Raw genomic sequence first — 16,159 nt, 5'->3', positions numbered from 1 at the left:
TGCGAGGCTTCGGATCGATCACTGCCGGCCGGCCAACGGCGCTCAATTGGTGAACGGCGACTTTCCCCGGCTGGTTCGACTGACGCATATCCCGCGGCTCCCCAAAAGGACTCCACCCTGCGGATTCTCGTCCGGACCGGTATACAGGCCGTTAACGAGCGGCCAAGCGAACTCCCTAACCCGTCGAGGAATAGGTGACGCCACGCGTCGAAACGACGGACCTAGGCATCTGAGAGGGGCGCATTGAGAGGCCCGATCCTTGCCGCTGCTTCCGCCGGGGGGACAGGTTCGGGGGCGGGCTCGCGTGGGGAAGGGAAAGCGACAATCCGCTCCACTCGATATTCCTTCAGCTTGCGACCTTGCGTGAAGATGATGACCTCGGCGATCAACCCGATCGCGAAAATCTGTATTCCGAGGACGACGATCAGCGAGCTGATGACCAATGCCGGCCGATCGCCAAGCGGCATATCGAAGAAGAGCCGCTGGAACACCAGAACGGCAGTTATCAAGGCGCCGATCAGAAAGACGAAGAATCCGATCAGCCCGAAAAAGCGGAAGGGCTTTCGAACGAACCGCAGCATGAAGGCGGTCGACATGATGTCGAGCAGTCGCCGCACATAGACGCCGACGCCGTAGATGCGAAGCGCCTTATCCTTCGATGCCTGTTGGACATCGACCTCGACGACCTTGAAGCCCTTGCGGGAAGCCAGCATCGGCAGGAAGCGGTGAAGGTCCCCATAGACCGCGACATCCTCGATCACGTCCCGGCGCAACGCACGAACGCCGCATCCCAAATCATGGAAGGAGAAGCCGGCCGCCATCTTCACCATGCGGTGGAAGATAATCGACTGGAACTGGTTGAACCGCGAATCCCGCCGCGGCGCGCGGCGGGCGACGACGAGATCGCAATCATCGAGCGCCGCCAGCACCTTCGGGATATCGGAGGTCTCGACCTGCTCGTAGGCGGGCAGGGTGAGAAGCGTGTCGGCAGAGGCCTCCTCGAAGCCCAGCGCAAGGGCCGTCGCTTCGCCGAACCATCGGTTCAGGGCAAGAGTCCGAATCCGCTCACCGCGCTGCTGCAGCGACTGGAGCGCGCTCGCAACCGGGGGGTTTTCGCCGTCCAGGACATAGATGAACTCGTAGTCCGTAGTCCAGGCTTCGACCGCGGCCTTGTAGCGATAGAAGAGATCCCGCGTATCGTCATACCGGTCCGTGACAGGGATGATGACCGACAGCGCGCAAGTTGAGGAGTTACTCATATGACCTCTCAGTGTCCCGGGTGGCGCCGGCGCGTTGCGGGATGACCGCGGCGAAATCCTTCAGTCTGAAATCGCCCGAACGCGATCCGTACTCTCCGATCAGGCCGAGCGAAAACAAGGCGAAGCCGAGCGTCCCGAACAGAATGACGAGACTTCCGGTCACGACGAAATGTGGCGTCGATGCTGTCCACTGCGCGACAAGCATCCAGACGAGCATGAGAACGCTGACCAGTCCCGCGATGATGCCGAGCGTGCCGAAGAAGTGGATCGGGCGCTCGGCCACGGTGAGGATCGTCTTGATCGCGATGAGATCGAGCAGGACCTTGTAGATCCGCGACAGGCCGTATTTCGATGTGCCGAACTTCCGTGCGTGGTGACGAACCTTGATTTCCGCAATGCGCGCGCCCGTAATCGATGACATCGCTGGGATGAAGCGATGCATTTCCGAGTATAGCGGGACCTGCTTTATGACCGAGGCCCGATAAGCCTTCAGCGAGCAGCCATTGTCCTTGATTGGAACGCCGGTGACCTTCCCTATCAGCCAATTGGCGACCTTGGACGGAATTTTCCGTCGGATCAGCGCGTCCTGGCGCCGCTGGCGCCAGCCCACGACGATGTCATAGCCCTCGTTCATCTTTTCCAGGAAACTCGGTATGTCGGCGGGATCGTTCTGCAGATCGCCGTCCATCGTCATCAGGATTTCGCCTTGGGCATGGTCGATTCCCGCGGCCATGGCCGGCGTCTGCCCGTAGTTTCGCTTCAGCTTGATGACTCGAATCCGTGGGTCCTGCTCCGCCAGTGCTTCGACGCGACTGAAGGAATTGTCGGTACTGCCGTCATCTACAAAGAGAATCTCAAAGCAAAGTTCGAGCGGTTCGACGGCGCTCAGGATTGCGGTATAGAGCAACCGGCAGTTATCCTCCTCGTTATAGAGAGGGACGATGATGGAAAGGGCCATCGGCATCGACCGGGGCCGTTGCTGCTCATTCATATGCAAAGGGCCAGTGGCGTAGATTGCCAGTGGCCGCGCGCCGACAAAAGGGTTAAGGCATACCCGGAAGCAGCCATAGTCCTATTCTCCTAAATTAAAATAATCTTAGCCGGTTGCCGTGGCCCCAGTGCCTTGAAAGGTTGCATTCTCGAGCATCCCGCCCGATAGGGGGCGTTGGGCGTGATGTCGGCCAAGGCTGACATGTTGGATTTTGATCCGGTTATCGCTTCTGCCCCCTTCGATATCACTCCTTGCCTCGCCATGGGAGTGTCGAGCCGCGGAGCGTCAAGCTGCCCGTATCGATCATTGCTGTCGGTTATGAGGTCGTTCTCGCAGATTATGAGAATAATTCAAATAGCTCGCGCCCGCAGTTCTTTACCCGCTTGAGGAACGGTGCGCAGGTCCAGTTGATCGATAGAACCAGCCGAACGGGGCCGCTCATTCTCCGCGGACCTGAGGATGACGACTTCGATAGGATGTTGGTTCCGGCCGCGGGGGGAGGCAAATTTGTGGCTGGACTCCAGAGGGCGGCGGGCGCCGCCGACCGCTTCGCCCATTACGGCGGAGTTTCGCTCGTCCGCATCGTTCCTGGCAAAGAAACTACGCTTCGAGGGCGCAGCGCAAGGCCTCGCGTGCCCGCGACAACCGCGACCGCACGGTCCCTACCGGCACGTCAAGAACCGCGGCGGCTTCCTCATACTGCAGCCCTTCGATCCCGATCAGCAGGATTACCTGCCGATGATCGTCGGATAGTTGATTGAAAGCCCGATCCAGGTCTCGGAGCCGGAGACGCTCGTCCTGATTCCCCGCCGCCTCGAGGGACGGATTGCCTTCCGAGATATCGGCCGCGAGAGGCATTCGCGTCGCCCGCCGCACCTCGTTGACATAGACGTTGTGGAGGATGGTGAACATCCACGCCCGCAGGTTCGTGCCGGGGGTCCAGCTGTCGATCCGGCTGACGGCACGGAGCAGGCATTCCTGAACGAGATCGTCGGCATAGGCCGCATTGCGCACGAGCATCCGCGCATAGCGCCGAAGTCGAGGGATCTCCGGCTCGATCAAAGCGCCGATATCGTCGACCTGCTGCGTCGTCGTCTCGGAGGGCGCTGGATTGTTGCCTGTGTGTCGCGATTTCTTGTGTCTGCTTGGACGCGATGCCATTGAACGTTGGACGATGATACCATGTGAGCGGTTATCGCAGGAATCGCTTCCGACATATGTGGTCGAAGCCACTACCACCCGACTGCCCGCTCGAAGGCACCGGCGTCGGTTGGTTATTCAACGTCTATGATAGACAGGAGTTCCACCGTTCGGGCCCGCCGCGGCGGCAAAGACCGGTCCGTCCTATCCGCTGGAACCGGGAACCTTTCGTGCCACGGGGCGTTGCACAATCGGCGGCTGTGATCTCAGCCTTGAGGTGTTTGAAAGCCTAGCCGGTTCCAAGGAGAGTCGATGATGCGCAAGGCAGCGACAGTAGATCGGGCAAAACTTATTCCGATCCTTACTTTTACGTTCCTGGCCTTGGCTGCAATGGTGTTATCGGGTTGCAACACCACCGCCGGCTTGGGGAGGGATATCGAGGCCACGGGAAGTGCGATCGAGGGGACGGCCGAGGACGCATCCGATTAGGGCATCCTGCCCGAGGCAGGCGTTCAAAACCGTCTTAGCTGGTCAAGCGCGCCGAATCTCGATGCGCAGCCGCCCTTTCGGATTTTCTATCTCCGCCAAGCCGCTTTTTGAGAGGTATCGACATATGTCGCGGGCATGTTCTGTGGCCGGTTGGGTAGGGCCCGGAACGGAGTTGACGAGGCATGGAAATCAGATCGAACGCTGAGTTGGAGCGAGCCCTGCACGAACTTCAGGGATTGGAGAAGGCGCGCGCTGGTAGTCCCGAAGCGAAGCGGCGCGACGACCTCGATGCGGCGATCAAGGCCTATTATGCAAAGCATGGCAAGGAGATCGAGAAGGGCAAACCGCGGGAAGAGGACTTTGAACAACCCGCCGATGAGCATCCTGGGGAGACATGACGCCTGGGGAGAGATGATTGCCTCGGCGGGAGCCGAGGCGGCTTGCTGATCCCGACATCCCTATCGCGAGGACATTCCTGCCTATAGCTGGCCCGCCTATAGCCGGAGCAGGTTCTTGAAAGCCAGGCTCGCCCTTCTCCGCTTCAACGCGATAAACAGCTTCTGGTTCGTCCCCGGCCTGATGCTGGCTGGGGCGATCGTGCTTTCGGTCGTGACGCTGGAATTGGATCGAGCCTTCGTCAATCTGCGGCAGGAGGGGCGGGTCTGGCTTTTCCCAATAGGCGCCGAGGGCGCCCGGCTGATCCTTTCCACCATTGCGGGCTCGATGATCACCGTTACCAGCCTCGTCTTCTCGATGACCCTCGTGACGCTGACCATGGCGTCGGCCCAACTCGGCCCGCGCCTGCTCCGCACTTTCATGGAAGACAGCGTCAATCAGGTGGTTCTCGGAATCTTCTGTGCAACGTTCATCTATGCCTTGCTTATTCTTCGAACCGTCTACGGGACATCCGATGGCGCGTTCGTGCCAGCGATCTCGGTGATCACCGCCATGACCTTGTCGGTCGCCAGCGTCGCCCTCCTGATCTATTTCATCCACCATATCGCGACGTCGATCCAGGCGGACTCCGTCATTGCCCATGTTGCCCGGCAACTCGACAAAACGATCGACACACTGTTTCCCGAGCAGCGCGCTGATCCCAAATGGGCGACGGCAGCGGACGAGGCGTGCCTTCCGGCAGGATTTGAAGAGGCGGCGAAACGAATCCCGGTCGAAGGGACCGGTTATGTCGAAACCGTGGACTATGACGGCATCTTCCATTTGGCGGCCGCTCATGATCTGATCGTTCGGCTGGAATGCCGTCCCGGCCATTTCCTGATCGATGCAGGAGTGGCGGCTTCAGCATGGCCGGGCGACCATGTGAACGAGGCCGTCGCTACGAAGATAAGGGCCGCGATCGTGCTTGGCCCCACCCGGACGGCGGCCCAGGATCCCGAGTTCGCGGCCAAAGCCTTGGTCGAGGTGGCGTTGCGTGCCTTGTCCCCGGGTATCAACGACGAGTTCACGGCGATCGCCTGTATCGACCGTCTCGGCGGTTCGCTTGCGCGGGTGATGCGGCGCGATGCCCCGCCGGCCGCCCGGATGGACGATAGCGGCAAGCTGCGTCTCCTGACCGACCCCATCACCGTCGAGGGGCTGTTCGACAGTGCGTTCAATCAGATCCGCCAGGCCGCCCGTGATCACGTCGCGATTACCATTCGCCTGATCGAAACGTTGACTGGCATGTCGGCGTTCATCCAGGGCGATGCGCATTATCAGGCAATCAAGAAGCACAGGGATATGATCGAGCGGTCGAGTGCGGAATTCACGTTCGAGCCGATCGACCGCCGCGACGTTGCGCAGCGGCTGAAGGTGCTTGATGACGCCCTAGGGGACTGGCGGCGGAATCGCCAAGCGGACGGCGAGCCGACGCCCGTCAAGTGATCCGATCGCAACACTTGGTTCCTAGGCGTTGGAACCATCACACTGGCGCGGACATCACCCAAGGCAAACGGGCTTAGGAGCAGGCCGATGCCGAACGGATCTGGCCGTTCGAAATGGAAGACGAGCGGTCCGGGGAAACTGGCGCGCGCGCTCTGGTCCGCCGCCTATGCGCTCGCCATGGGAGAGGGCGTGCATCTGGCTGGCCACATGGCCTTCACGGCCTTGCTTGCGATCTTTCCGTTCCTGATCTTTCTCGCGGCGCTTGCCGGCGTGCTCGGCGATGCGGACACGGCGAATGACTTCATCGACTTCATGTTCCGCTTCATGCCGGATGACGTCGCGAAAACGCTCACGCGCCCGGTTCTGGAGGTGCTGACGACCCGCAGCCGCGGTCTTCTCACCTTCGGGATCCTCGGTACGCTCTGGGTGGCGTCGAGCGGAATCGAGGCGCTGCGTCTCGGCCTCAACCAGGCCTATGGCGTGCCCGAGGCCCGCCCTCTCTGGTACCTGCGACTGCAGAGTATCGCCTTCGTCATTCTTGGATCTTTGGCGATCTTCCTGCTGTCCCTCTCGATCATTCTGGGACCGATCATCTGGGAGTTCCTGACCTCGATCGCACATCTCACGGTCGGCGAAAGAGTCCTTTGGGACATCGTCCGCTATCTCTTTTCGGTCGGGGTTCTCATTGTGGCCGTGCTGATCCTGCACCGATGGTTGCCGAACGCGCGGCAGCGTTGGCGAGACATGCTGCCGGGAGCGATCGCGACAACGGTGATCTGGGTGAGCGCCGGCAGCATCTTCTCGCTCTATCTCGGCAATCTCGGCAACTACAGCATCACATATGGAAGCTTGGGGGGGGTCATCATCACCCTGACCTTCTTCTATATCAGCGCCCTCATCTTCCTCTTCGGTGCCGAGTTCAATGTCGCTTTTCGCCGGGTGTTTCGGTCCGGGAGAACAGAAAAAAGTTAAGTCGGCTGGCGGGGGAAGTTCTCCAGGGACGACAGATTGTAACGGTCGCGCGGCGACGTCGGGCCGCTCTGCATGTAAAGCGCAAGGAGTTCGCTCAGGCTCTTCAGGGCGTCGAGATGGACGCGCTCGTAGCCATGCGAGGAATCAATGCCGAAGCAGAGTAGCGCGGTGCGGATGTCGTTGCCGGCTTCGAGGGCCGATGCCGCGTCGGTCCGGTAGTAACGGAAAATGTCGCGCTGATGGGAGATGTCGAAATCGCGGCATAGCCGCAGCAGCTTATGCGTCAGGTGATAGTCGAAGGGGCCGCTCGCGTCCATCATCGATACCGTGACGCCGAACTCCTTCGAGTTCTGCCCCAGTGCCTGGGCCCCGTTGTCGATCGCGACCATCTCGGCGACATCGCCATGGAGGACCGCCGAGGCGCCGGACCCGGTTTCCTCCGAGATCGTCAGCAGCAAATGGCAGTCCAGCGCGAGGCGGGCGCCGCTTTCCATGATTGCCTTGGCCGCGCCGAAAAGGCAGGCGACACCGGCCTTGTCGTCGAGATGCCGGGAATTGATGAACCCGCTGTCGCAGATCTCCGGAAGCGGATCGATCGCGACGTAGTCGCCGATGTGGAAACCCATGCGAACGAGGTCCTCTTCGTTCCGGGCGGTCTCGTCAACGCGAATCTCGAGATTGTCCCAGGCGACCGGTTGGGTATCGATTTCCGCGCCGAAGGTATGGCCGGAGGCCTTCAGCGGCAGGATGGTGCCCCTGCGGCTGGTCTCGTCGGTGAAGATGGTCACTCGCGCGCCCTCGGCGAACCGAGCCGACCAATGCCCGATCGGAACGACTGCGAGCCGTCCGTTCGGCTTGAGCTGCTTGACCATGGCGCCGAGGGTGTCCAGGTGGGCAACGACGGCGCGGTCCGGGCTCTGCTGGTCGCCGGACAGGTCGGCACGGATCGCACCTCGGCGCGTCAGTTCGTACGGAATATCGAGACGTTCCAGTTCCTGCCCGGCGAAATGCACAATCTCGTCCGTATAGCCGGTTGGGCTGGGAATCTTGAGGAGGCGAAGCAGGAGATCCTGTACGTAGTCCATATCGATCGCGAGTTTGCGCATTCTGTCACTTGTCCGTCGAAGACTCTGGCCGCGGCACGGCCGCCGTGGGAGTTGTCTGAGGAAATAGAAGGTCGATGAACCGTTCGGCGGTCGGCTGTGGTTCGTGATTGGCGAGACCAGGCCGTTCGTTCGCCTCGATGATCGCATAGCTCTCCGCGTCGGCCCGCGGCACTATCAGGTCGAGGCCGACCACGGGAATGTCGAGCGCGCGCGCCGCCTCCTCCGCCACGGTTGCGAGCGTCGGATGCAGCTTTCCGGTCACGTCGTGAATCGTGCCCCCGGTATGCAGGTTCGCCGTCCTGCGGACCGGCACGACGGTGCCTGCGGGAAGGACGGCATCCATGTCATGCCCAGCCGCGCGGATGCAGCGCTTGGTCTCTTCGTCCATAGGGATCGCGCTTTCGCCGGCCGTCGCGGCAGCGCGCCGTCGGCTCTGTGTCGCGATCAAATCGCGCACTGTGTCCCGCCCGTTTCCCCTGATCTGCGCCGGCCTCCGGATGGCGGCGGCGACGACCTTGAAGTCGATGACGATGACCCGCAGGTCTTGGCCCTCGATCAGCTCCTCGATCAGGACGCGGCCGTCATGCCGGCGCGCGCGGTCCACCGCGGCCTTCAGCTCGGCGGGAGTGCGGACGTCCACGGCGATGCCGACGCCTTGCTCGCCGGATGCCGGCTTCACCACGACGCGACCGTAACGCTTCAGGAATGCCTCGTTCTCCTTCTTCCCGATTGCCTCAATCTGCGCCGGAACGGTGAGGCCCGCCTCGGCTAGCACACGGCGTGTTACGGCCTTGTCGTCGCATCGGCTCATTGCGATGGCGGTGGTCAATTCGCTCAAGGCTTCCCGGCAGACGATGGATCGGCCGCCGAGGGTCAGGCGGAAATAGCCGGCTTCGGCGTCGAGCACGGAAACGGCGATCCCGCGTCGGCGTGCTTCCTCGACGATGATGCTTGCATAGGGATTGAGTTGCGCGTCCGGTTGCGGGCCGGTGAAAAGGTGCTCGTTGAAGGCGTTCTTGGTTTTCAGGCAGAACACCGGAACGCGCTGGAAGCCGAGCTTTTCGTAAAGGGCAATAGCCTGCTCGTTGTCGTGGAGGACCGACAGGTCCATGAAGTCGCGCCCCCGGGCTTGGTAATGCTCCGCCAGTGTGCGGACCAGCGCCTCGCCGATCCGCGCCTGCGGCGCTTGCGGGTCCACCGCGAGGCACCAGAGGCTGCTGCCGTTCTCCGGGTCGCCGAACGCTTCCGCGTGATCGACTCCGGTGACCGTGCCGATCACTTCATCGGTCGCCTCGTCGACGGCCACCAGATGCGTGAGTGTTCGCGACTTCCGATTCGCCAGGAGGAACTCGACATCCGCGGGCACCATCCGCCGCTGCAGGCAGATGCGCTCGCAGGCTTGCGCATCCCGCTTGGTGCGCAGCCGCCTTACCATGAACCCCCGGGGGCGGGCGCGGGCGCTGCGATAGTGCGACATCCAGAGCCGATAGGTGTGGGATGGGTCGAGGAAGAGCTCCTGGGGCGCGGCTGCCAGGACGACGTGAGGGTCGCGGAGATAGAGCGCGATGTCACGCTTGTCCGGCCGCTCCTCCCGCAGGGTTTCAGCGATCTTCTCCGCGGAATCGAAGGTATGGGCGAAGATCAGCCGACCCCAGCCACATTCCAGAAGAACGTTCGTCGGCAGCGCGTCGCCGCTTGGCGGGCGCGATTTCGGTCCCCAGTTGCGCAGGGAGGGGGCGTTGTGGCGATCGAAGCGATGATTCTGGCGGGCGCGCATCATGATCCTGAGCCTGTCCTCGTCGGTGCCTGTATTCGCTAGGGCCTGTATTTGCTAGGGCCTGTACTCGCTCGGGCCTGCACTCATCATTGAAGGTGCGTTTGCAGCCAGTACTCGAGCACCGCGACCTGCCACAGCTTCGAGCCGCCGAGCGCGGTTATGTTTCCTTCCGGATTCTGAAGCAGGGCTTCGACATAATCGCGATTGAAAATGCCGCGGTTGCGTGCCGCCGGCTGATCGAGAATATCGCGCACACGATCGAGATAGGCACCCCGCAGATATTTCAGGGCCGGCACGGGGAAATAGCCTTTCGGCCGGTCGATCACCTCATGGGGAATAACGCTGCGCGCGGCTTCCTTCAGAATATGCTTCCCGCCGTTTCCGACCTTCAGCTCCGCCGGTATCCGCGCCGCCAACTCGACCAGCTCATGGTCGAGGAACGGAACGCGTGCCTCGAGGCCCCAGGCCATCGTGTGATTATCCACCCGTTTGACCGGATCGTCGACCAGCATCACCGTGGTGTCGAGGCGTAGCGCCTTGTCGACCGGGCGAGGGGCGCCTGAGCGCCCGAAATGCTCCGCGACGAAGGCGCGGCTGTAATCCTCGCTCACCAGATTGGCGTTGACCGCGCGCCGGTAATCCGCCTGATCCCGATCGAAGAAGGCGTTCGCATAGTCGGCGACCGCATCGTCGCTGTCCAGCATCGGCGGGTACCAGTGATAGCCGCCGAAGACCTCGTCCGCGCCCTGGCCGCTTTGCACGACGCGGACATGCTGCGCGACCTCCTGGGACAACAGGAAGAATCCGATATTATCGTGGCTCACCATCGGCTCCGACATCGCCGCCACGCAGGCGTCGAGCGCCGGCAGAACGCGGTCGCGATCGACGAAGATCTTCCGGTGATCGGTGCCGAAGCGGCGCGCCACGAGATCGGAGTAGGAGAACTCATCGCCAGCTTCGTCATCGACGGCTTCGAAGCCGATCGAGAACGTCATCAGCCCAGTTTGACCGGCTTCCGCCAGAAGCCCGACAATGAGGCTGGAATCGAGTCCGCCCGACAGAAGAACGCCGACCGGGACGTCGGCGACCAGCCGCCGGTCGACCGCGCGTTTCAGAGTCGAAAGCACCTGGTCCTGCCAGTCGCGTTCCGACAGCTTCGCGTCCTCGGAGCGCGGCGTGAAGTCGACACTCCAATAGGTATTGAGCCGCCGCTTCCCGTCCGGCTCGATGGTCATCACCGTCGCCGGCGGCAGCTTGCGGATGCCCTTGAAGATCGTATGCGGCGCCGGCACGACGGCGTGAAATGTCATGTAGTGATGAAGCGCTATGGGATCGATCGTCGTATCGACGCCCCCGGCGCGAAGAAGGGCCGGCACGCTCGATGCGAAACGGAGACCGTCGGCCAGTTCGGCGTAATAGAGGGGCTTGATGCCCAGTCGGTCGCGGGCGAGGGTCACCCGCCCACTGTCGCGTTCCCAGAGTGCGAAGGCGAACATTCCCGAAAACCGCTCGACGCAGCGTTCGCCCCAGGCGTGGAACGCCTTCAGGATGACCTCGGTGTCGCCGTGTGAGAAGAAGTGATAGCCCTTCGCCTGCAGCTCGGCGCGAAGTTCGGGGTAGTTGTAGATAGCGCCGTTGAAGACGATGCCGAGCCCGAGCTCGTTATCGACCATCGGCTGCTGGGCCTGTTCGCTGAGATCGATGATCTTCAGCCGGCGGTGCCCGAAGGCCATGCGGCCCTGGATGAAGAGGCCGCTGCCATCTGGGCCGCGACGCGCGAGGCTGTCGCACATCGTTTGGACGGCATCCGTCGAGGCAGGGCGATTGCTGAACGTTATTTCACCGGAGAGTCCGCACATAATCCTTCAGATCTAGGAGGGAAAAAATTAGGAGTGACGTCGGCGCACAGGCAGCGGAAATCGTTAGCGACCTTCCTCCGCTCGGCGTGATCCGCGTAAAAGCCGAGTCCTTTCGCGAACTGATCGTAACCTCGCGAAGGCGATTGATCAAATTTGCAAAGGACACAAGACAGATGGTGTCGATGGCGATCATATCAACGCCGGATCCCGATCCGGCGTTCCCCACCGGCGGCGCATCGCGGGTCAGCGTGCGCGCTCCGAGGGCAAGTCGCCGGACAGGCTGTCCGCGCCGTGCAGGCCGATATCCTCGTCCTCCTCGAAGGCGAGTTTGAGCGACAGAAAGCTCAGCATGTCCTTGAGGGTCACGATGCCGGCGAGACGGTCCCCCTCCACGACCAGCAGGCGCGAATTCCGGGAACGGTTCATCAGCGCCATCGCGTCGAGGGCATCGGCATCCGGTCGAACCGTGTTCTCTGCCGATGACCGTTGCAGGATGTCGGCCACCGTCGCATAGGGCCACCGCTCACGCGGGAGATCCTTGACCTGCTTGCTGGTGACGCAGCCGATCGGCCGGCCGCCCTCCACGACGGGAAACATCTTGTGATAGTGGCGATAGAAGAAATTCTCCACCAGCTCCGACACCGAAAGGTCCGGCGGCACGGTGATCGGGTCGCGATGCATCAGCCGTCGAACGGGCACGCCCTCAAGTGCTTGCCGAACGACAACCTGCTGATAGGAGTTGCCGGCCGCGGCACGGACGAACAGGCCGATCAGGAACCACCAGAACCCGCCGATGAAGTTTCCCGTGACGACGTTGAAGATGCCGAGGAAAATCAGAAGAAGACCGAAACCCGACCCGATGTTGGACGCCACCCGCGTCGCCCAGCGAAGCTTGCCCTTCCAGGCCCACAGCGCCGCGCGGAGCATCCGTCCGCCGTCCAGCGGGAAGGCCGGAATCAGGTTGAACACCGCCAGAAGCAGGTTGATGACGGCGAGATAGGCGAGAATGCCGCCGACCGGTTGTGACCAAGCAGCGGCGCCGGCGTAGATCCCGAAGAACACTGCGGCGAGAATGACGCTCGCGACTGGTCCCGCTACGGCCATCAGAAACTCCACCTTAGGGCTGGCCGGCTCCTCGTCCATCTCGGCGACCCCACCGAAAATGAAAAGGGTGATCCCCGTGATCGGAAGGCCGTATCGGCGGGCGACGATAGCGTGGGAGAACTCATGGAAGATGATCGAGAAGAACAGCCCGAGCGCGCCGACGATGCCCATCCACCAATAGGTGTTTGCCGGAAGGTCCGGGTACCAGGCCGGAAACAGTCCAGCGGCCAGCGTCCAGGTGACCAGGATCGCCAGGATCACCCAGCTGATGTCGATCCGGACCTCGAATCCGAGGATCCGGAACAGCGTGATTCGGCGCTCGAACATCCCGCCGTCTCCGTTTTTTCAGCGTCGCGAGTCTGTTGAAGAACGGTGCCTGCCAAGAACAACAGATCATTGCCTGAAATGATCCCGGCCTGTGGCCGGCCGCCGCCGAATGGGTTAGTCTCCGGAACGGAACCGCCGAGCGGATGCGATCGATTTTTTAGGGGACGAGAATGGCCGAGAGCCGCAAAGTCATCATCACCTGCGCGGTGACCGGATCAATTCACACGCCGACGATGTCGGATCATCTGCCGATCACGCCGGACGAGATCGCCGAGAACGCGATCGGCGCCGCTGAGGCGGGCGCGGCGATTCTGCATCTTCATGCGCGCGATCCCGAGACCGGCGCGCCGACGCCCGATCCGGCTGTGTTTCAGCAATTCCTTCCGCGGATCAAGCAGGCGACGGATGCGGTCGTCAACATCACCACCGGCGGCGGCCAGAACATGACGGTCGAAGACCGCCTCGCGGCGCCGCTGCAGGCGAAGCCGGAGATGTGCTCGCTGAACATGGGCTCGATGAACTTCGGGCTGTTTCCGATGGCGGCAAAATACCAGTCCTGGAAATATGATTGGGAGCCGGGCTTTCTCGAGAATTCGCGCGACTTCATCTTCCGCAACACTTTCAAGGATATCGAATCCATCCTGAAGATGTTGGGCGAGGGTTGCGGCACGCGCTTCGAGTTCGAATGCTATGATGTCGGCCATCTCTACACGCTGGCGCATTTCCTCGACCGTGGGCTGGTCAAGCCGCCGCTGTTCGTCCAGACGATCTTCGGCATCCTGGGCGGCATTGGCGCCGACCCGGAGAACCTGATGCATATGCGCCGGATCGCCGACAAGCTGTTCGGGGATCAGTATCACTGGTCGATTCTTGCGGCCGGCCGTCACCAGATGAGCTTCGTCACGACGGGCGCGATCATGGGCGGCCATGTCCGGGTGGGGCTCGAGGACAGCCTCTATCTCGGCAAGGGACAGCTCGCGAAGAGCAATGCCGAGCAGGTTCGGAAGATCCGCGGAATTCTCGCAGACCTGTCGCTGGAGATCGCGACGCCGACGGAGGCGCGGCGAATGCTCGCCCTCAAGGGCGGCGATCAGGTGGCGTTCTGACGCAGCTCACGAATATGGACGCCAGCCTGCGAGCGAAGCTTGAAGGGTTGCCGCTCTTCTCCGACCGGCCGCTCGAGGGCTGGCATGTCAAGCCGCTCGGCGGACTGACCAACCGCAATCTGAAGCTCAGCCGCGACGGCGAGAGCTATGTGCTTCGTCTGGGCGGGGAGGGGACGGCGCGCTACATCGACCGGGCGCGTGAGGCGTTCAATATGCGGACCGCCGTCGCGCTCGGTCTTTGTCCGGAGGTTCTGTTCTTCGACCGGGCGGACGGCACGATGCTGACGCGCTTCATCGACGGTGCGGCCCCATTCGACGGAGACCGGCTCCGGGACCCCGCTTCGCTCCGGGCTGCGGTGGGGGTGCTGAAGCGGCTGCATTCGAGTGGCTGCTCGTTCCGCGGCGAAATGATCCTTTTCGCCAAGCTCGACGTGTATAGAGCACTGGCGCGCGAGACGGAGCCGGCGATCGTCGCCGCGCTGAAGGCGGCCTGTCTCCAGGCGGAACCTCTGCGAGCGGCGCTTGAGAAGGGGCGGGAAGCACTCGTTCCCTGCCATATCGATCCGGCGCCGCACAACTTCATCGAAGGGCGAGGGCGGGTCTATCTCATCGACTGGGAATATTCGGCGATGAGCGAGCCGATGTGGGACATCGGCGATCTCTCCGTCGAGGCCGGGTTCGATCCGGATCAGGACGCCGCGATGCTGGAGACCTATTACGGTGCGGCCTCATCCGCCCTGGCCGGCCGGCTCGTTCTCTACAAGGCGGCGCTGGATCTTCTGGGCGCGGCCTGGGGCGCGGTGCAGATCGCGGATGGCAACGACACGACCGATTTTCGCGCCTTCGTTGCCGAGCGCCTAGCCCGATTCCACGCCGCCTTGGACGATGTGTCGTTCGCGCGGCACGTGGAGAATGCCGCCGGCTGAGGACGACATCGGCGGGCTCCGATTCCCTTTTCTTTTTCCGCTTCCTGTCTATAGTGAGCCCGTCTCAACGGGGTGCCCTTGCGGCTGAGAGGGACCGGACGGTCACCGTCCGGTTCCAACCCGAAGAACCTGATCCGGGTAATGCCGGCGGAGGGAAAGTGAGCGCGCAGATCGTTGCGGTCCCTCCGACCTTGCCTGCCCATGGAGGACCGTCATGCGACATACGCTAGCCTTGACCGTCGGCCTGCTCTGCGCCGGCCTTGCGGCGCCTGCCTGGGGGCAGACGCCGACCCTAACCGTCTATACCTACAGCTCCTTTACCGCGGAATGGGGGCCGGGGCCGGCGATCGAGAAGGCGTTCGAGGCGGAGTGCGATTGCCAGCTCGACTATGTCTCGCTCGAAGATGGGGTGACGCTGCTCAGCCGGCTGCAGCTCGAGGGCGTGAACACCAAGGCTGATGTGGTGCTTGGCCTCGACATGAACCTGATGGCGGAGGCGACGGCGACTGACCTGTTCGCGCCACATGAGGCGGGCCTCTCGCATCTGACCCTGCCGGTGGAATGGACCGACGACCTGTTCATTCCGTTCGATTATGGCTATTTCGCCTTCGTCTATGACAAGACGCGGCTGGCGGAGCCGCCGGAGAGCCTCGATGAGCTCGTCAATGGCGATGCCGAGGAGAAGATCCTGATACAGGACCCGCGCACCAGCACGCCGGGCCTCGGCCTTCTGCTCTGGATGAAGAAGGTCTATGGCGACGAAGCGGACGCGGCGTGGCGCAAGCTGCAGCCGCGCATCCTCACCGTCAGCAAGGGATGGAGCGAGTCCTACGGCCTGTTCATGGAAGGCGAGGCGCCGATGGTGCTGAGCTACACGACCTCGCCCGCCTACCATCAGATCGCCGAGGAGGACGACCGATTCGCCGCCGCCTCCTTCACCGAAGGGCATTACCTTCAGATCGAGGTCGCCGGGCGGGTGGCTACCTCCGACAATGCGGAGTTGGCGCAGAAATTCCTTGATTTCGTTGTCTCGCCGGGCTTCCAGAGCACGATCCCGACCGGCAACTGGATGTATCCGGTGATCGCGCTGGAGGATGGCCTGCCGCCGGCCTTCGACACGCTCGTCAAGCCGGAGGAGGCGCTTCTGTTCACGCCCGAGGAGGTCGCTGCCAACCGCAAGCGGTGGATCGACGAGTGGCTCGCCGCGATGAGTCAGTGACCC

Annotated in this window: 14 protein-coding genes and 1 riboswitch; of the genes, 7 read left to right on the top strand and 7 right to left on the bottom strand. The window is 62.5% G+C overall.

Translation table 11 applies throughout. The annotated features are described in order from the left end of the window. Positions 1 to 221 precede the first annotated feature (221 nt). The 3 genes from DT069_RS05830 to DT069_RS05820 all read right to left on the bottom strand — a co-directional run bounded on the left by DT069_RS05830 (position 222) and on the right by DT069_RS05820 (position 3,411). Positions 222 to 1,259, bottom strand: coding sequence for a glycosyltransferase (locus DT069_RS05830; RefSeq protein WP_119459358.1), 1,038 nt, complete (start codon positions 1,257 to 1,259; stop codon positions 222 to 224). Then, complete coding sequence (locus tag DT069_RS05825) at positions 1,252 to 2,217, bottom strand: glycosyltransferase family 2 protein (RefSeq protein WP_119459695.1); 966 nt, start codon at positions 2,215 to 2,217, stop codon at positions 1,252 to 1,254. The genes DT069_RS05830 and DT069_RS05825 overlap by 8 nt, the downstream gene beginning before the upstream one ends. 633 nt (positions 2,218 to 2,850) lie before the next feature. Beyond that, entirely contained in the window at positions 2,851 to 3,411 is a 561-nt protein-coding gene (locus tag DT069_RS05820; RefSeq protein WP_119459357.1) for a sigma-70 family RNA polymerase sigma factor, read from the bottom strand. A 291-nt stretch (positions 3,412 to 3,702) separates the two neighbouring features. Between DT069_RS05820 and DT069_RS05815 the strand changes: the two genes are divergently transcribed. From DT069_RS05815 to DT069_RS05800, 4 genes are all read left to right on the top strand, one after another. After that, positions 3,703 to 3,879 carry an entericidin A/B family lipoprotein gene (locus tag DT069_RS05815; protein ID WP_425450035.1) on the top strand — a complete coding sequence of 59 codons (177 nt, stop codon included), beginning with the start codon at positions 3,703 to 3,705 and terminating at the stop codon, positions 3,877 to 3,879. Positions 3,880 to 4,061: 182 nt separating this feature from the next. Beyond that, positions 4,062 to 4,277, top strand: coding sequence for a hypothetical protein (locus DT069_RS05810; RefSeq protein WP_119459356.1), 216 nt, complete (start codon positions 4,062 to 4,064; stop codon positions 4,275 to 4,277). 115 nt (positions 4,278 to 4,392) lie between these two features. After that, on the top strand, positions 4,393 to 5,760 hold the full coding sequence (locus tag DT069_RS05805; RefSeq protein ID WP_119459355.1) for a DUF2254 domain-containing protein: 1,368 nt from the start codon (positions 4,393 to 4,395) through the stop codon (positions 5,758 to 5,760). Positions 5,761 to 5,847: 87 nt separating this feature from the next. Then, positions 5,848 to 6,732, top strand: a complete 885-nt coding sequence (locus tag DT069_RS05800; protein WP_119459354.1) for a YihY/virulence factor BrkB family protein — start codon at positions 5,848 to 5,850, stop codon at positions 6,730 to 6,732. Here DT069_RS05800 and DT069_RS05795 read toward each other — a convergent pair. The 4 genes from DT069_RS05795 to DT069_RS05780 form a co-directional block, all read right to left on the bottom strand. Continuing rightward, on the bottom strand, positions 6,729 to 7,838 hold the full coding sequence (locus DT069_RS05795; RefSeq protein ID WP_119459353.1) for an osmoprotectant NAGGN system M42 family peptidase: 1,110 nt from the start codon (positions 7,836 to 7,838) through the stop codon (positions 6,729 to 6,731). The two genes, DT069_RS05800 and DT069_RS05795, sit on opposite strands and share 4 nt — an antisense overlap. A 4-nt stretch (positions 7,839 to 7,842) precedes the next feature. Then, on the bottom strand, positions 7,843 to 9,618 hold the full coding sequence (ngg, locus tag DT069_RS05790) for an N-acetylglutaminylglutamine synthetase (RefSeq protein WP_119459352.1): 1,776 nt from the start codon (positions 9,616 to 9,618) through the stop codon (positions 7,843 to 7,845). A gap of 83 nt (positions 9,619 to 9,701) precedes the next feature. Then, positions 9,702 to 11,474: an N-acetylglutaminylglutamine amidotransferase gene (locus DT069_RS05785; RefSeq protein WP_119459351.1), complete on the bottom strand. Its 1,773-nt coding sequence runs from the start codon at positions 11,472 to 11,474 to the stop codon at positions 9,702 to 9,704. A 243-nt stretch (positions 11,475 to 11,717) separates the two neighbouring features. After that, the gene (locus DT069_RS05780) at positions 11,718 to 12,905 is read right to left on the bottom strand and encodes a site-2 protease family protein (RefSeq protein ID WP_119459350.1); all 1,188 of its coding nucleotides are present in this window, start codon (positions 12,903 to 12,905) and stop codon (positions 11,718 to 11,720) included. Positions 12,906 to 13,075: 170 nt separating this feature from the next. Here DT069_RS05780 and kce point away from each other — a divergent pair, with 170 nt between their 5' ends. From kce to thiB, 3 genes are all read left to right on the top strand, one after another. Continuing rightward, positions 13,076 to 14,011, top strand: a complete 936-nt coding sequence (gene kce, locus DT069_RS05775) for a 3,5-dioxohexanoate:acetyl-CoA acetone transferase (protein WP_119459349.1) — start codon at positions 13,076 to 13,078, stop codon at positions 14,009 to 14,011. Positions 14,012 to 14,025: 14 nt separating this feature from the next. Beyond that, entirely contained in the window at positions 14,026 to 14,937 is a 912-nt protein-coding gene (locus tag DT069_RS05770; protein ID WP_119459348.1) for a phosphotransferase, read from the top strand. A gap of 58 nt (positions 14,938 to 14,995) precedes the next feature. Continuing rightward, positions 14,996 to 15,110, top strand: a riboswitch (TPP riboswitch). A 41-nt stretch (positions 15,111 to 15,151) separates the two neighbouring features. After that, a complete protein-coding gene (thiB, locus tag DT069_RS05765; protein ID WP_119459347.1) occupies positions 15,152 to 16,156 on the top strand; it encodes a thiamine ABC transporter substrate binding subunit in 1,005 nt (334 codons plus the stop codon). Positions 16,157 to 16,159 lie beyond the last annotated feature (3 nt).

The sequence above is a fragment of the Virgifigura deserti genome, assembly GCA_003576685.1.
In the GTDB taxonomy this organism is placed as follows: domain Bacteria; phylum Pseudomonadota; class Alphaproteobacteria; order Dongiales; family Dongiaceae; genus Virgifigura; species Virgifigura deserti.
This window is presented reverse-complemented; position numbering and strand designations above follow the sequence as displayed.